We start from the raw sequence: 2,139 nt of genomic DNA, 5'->3' as shown, positions 1-2,139 counted from the left end.
ACCATAGATCACTCCGGGCACTCTCCCGGCGCGACGCTCTGCCCGTGCGGCCCCCTTGCCGACTGACGGACGCGCGGTCGCCTTCAATTCCCTGACGGTCGCCATCTTCATAAGTCCTTGTTCTGAAAAGCTAAAGGCCGCAACGCGGCCTGCCACATACGTCCAGCGACAAGCCTCCAGGGGTGCGGGGGCCGCGGACGTGGCGGGCTTTTAGCCTCAAAGCCGTGAAATGACAAGGAAATCCGGGCGGTTTCCGGCTGGCTCAGCGCCTTTTGGCCGGCCGGGCTTTTGCGGCGACGACAGCCTGCGGATAGATGGTTCGGCCCTCTTCCAGCATAGCCACGAACTTCTCAATTCGGGCCACGCGAGTTGACGGCCTCTTCGCGTCATGGACGCGATACAGGATCGCATAACGGTTCTTGCTGTTTAGCGTCTCGAAGAAGCCCTTCGCCTTGCGGCTGCTGGCAAGCGCCGCTGCAAGGTCATCCGGAACCCGCGCCGTGCCTTGCGCTTCGTAGGCCCGCTCCCAGCGTCCATCGGCCTTGGCGCGCTCGATCTCCTTCAGGCCCGCCGGGCATATGCGCCCGAGCTCGATGAGTTCTAGCGCACGGGCGCGGTTCTTCTCCGACCACTTGCTGGTTGGCTGCCGCGGCGTAAAGCGGATCAGCCAATGATTGTCGTCAAAGCTGTCGAGCTGGCCGTCGATCCAGCCGTGACAAAGCGCAGCGTCGACCGCCTCCTGCCGCGAGACGCTTTCGATTCCCGACGACTTCTTGGCGACCTTCAGCCAGAGACCCTTGGTCGTTGCACCTTGCGCAGCCAGCCATGCCTCGAAGGCCGATTGGGACTTGAACGCGATGACCGGCAAATCCCGTTTTGACATGCCGAAGCCCAGGACACGTCTACCCGCCGGTCCGCATGCTACCGATGTCGGGAGGCGACGGCGAGATGCCAAGCTTGGTTTCGAGCGCCGCGATCCGTGCCTTCAGCGTCTCGTTCTCCTCCCGCGCGAGCCGGGCCATGTCCCTGACCGCCTCGAACTCCTCGCGCTTGACGACGTCGAGGTCGCGCAGGACCTTCTCCGCCTGGCTGCGCCAGACCGTGTCGAACTCGCGCTTCATACCCTGCGCCGCGCCGGCGGCGTCGTTCATCAGGCGGCCGAGTTCGTCGAAAAAACGATTGCTGGTCTGAGTCATGGCGGAGGCTCCGGATGCTACGCGCGAACGTGAACACAATGGCGATCCGAATGCCGCTAATCAAGGCCCGAGGGCGGCAGCATCGCTCAGCTTGTCATGCTTCGGTTTCCTTGCCATCGTATTGAACAGCCTCGGGAAAGCAGAATCGAAGCAAAGCAGAAACACAAGAAGGCAGAGACGCCATGATCGACCAGCAGATCGATATCGAGACCAAGGACGGCCGAACCACCACCTTCATCACCCATCCAGAACGCGGCGGACCGTTTCCGGTCATCCTCTTCTACATGGACGCTCCGGCGATCCGCGAGGAACTGCGCGACATGGCGCGCCGGCTCGGCACCGCCGGCTATTACGTGATGCTGCCGAATCTCTACTACCGCTCCGGCGTGATGGAACTCGGCCCGCTGCCCGCCGACCCTGAAGCGCCCGAGCGCAAGCGGATGTTCGCCCTGATGAACTCGATCGACATTCCACTGGTGATGGAAGACACGCGCGCGCTCTTGGCCTATGCCGATGGACAGAAGGCGGCCAACACCCGGATCGTCGGCGCGGTCGGCTATTGCATGAGCGGACGCTACGCCGTCAACGTGGCGACGCAGTTCGCCGACCGCGCCAAGGCCGCCGCCTCGATCTATGGCACGCACCTGGCGACCGACCAGGCCGACAGCCCGCATCTTGCCGCGCAAAAGACCAAGGCCGAACTCTATTTCGCCTGCGCCGAAACCGATATCTACGCGCCGATGGAGATCATCGAGAAGGTGCGCGAGGGCATGAAAGGTTCAAGGAACGAGGTCGAGATCTATCCCGGCACCCATCACGGCTTCGCGTTTCCGAAGCGTCCGGTATACAACCGCGACGCCGCGGAGCGGCACTGGGAGCGGCTGTTGGCACTCTATCGCCGCAACCTCCAGGCCTGAGCCTTCAAGGACTAGATGCCTTTCCT

The 2,139-nt window shown here is 63.0% G+C and carries 3 protein-coding genes and 1 pseudogene; 1 reads left to right on the top strand and 3 read right to left on the bottom strand.

Annotated features, from left to right (window positions below):
- From JOY90_RS17875 to JOY90_RS17865, 3 genes and pseudogenes are all read right to left on the bottom strand, one after another.
- A pseudogene (locus JOY90_RS17875) lies at positions 1-105 on the bottom strand (50S ribosomal protein L25); the annotation flags it as partial.
- A gap of 157 nt (positions 106-262) precedes the next feature.
- Entirely contained in the window at positions 263-868 is a 606-nt protein-coding gene (locus JOY90_RS17870; protein WP_291692443.1) for a YdeI family protein, read from the bottom strand.
- 34 nt (positions 869-902) lie between these two features.
- Complete coding sequence (locus JOY90_RS17865) at positions 903-1,196, bottom strand: accessory factor UbiK family protein (protein ID WP_291692442.1); 294 nt, start codon at positions 1,194-1,196, stop codon at positions 903-905.
- Between the two features lie 182 nt (positions 1,197-1,378).
- On the opposite strand from JOY90_RS17865, the gene JOY90_RS17860 reads away from it, so the two are divergent.
- On the top strand, positions 1,379-2,113 hold the full coding sequence (locus JOY90_RS17860) for a dienelactone hydrolase family protein (protein ID WP_291692441.1): 735 nt from the start codon (positions 1,379-1,381) through the stop codon (positions 2,111-2,113).
- The last annotated feature ends 26 nt before the right edge of the window (positions 2,114-2,139 follow it).

Origin of the sequence: Bradyrhizobium sp. (genome assembly GCF_019242285.1) — a bacterium.
Lineage (GTDB): Bacteria > Pseudomonadota > Alphaproteobacteria > Rhizobiales > Xanthobacteraceae > Bradyrhizobium.
This window is presented reverse-complemented; position numbering and strand designations above follow the sequence as displayed.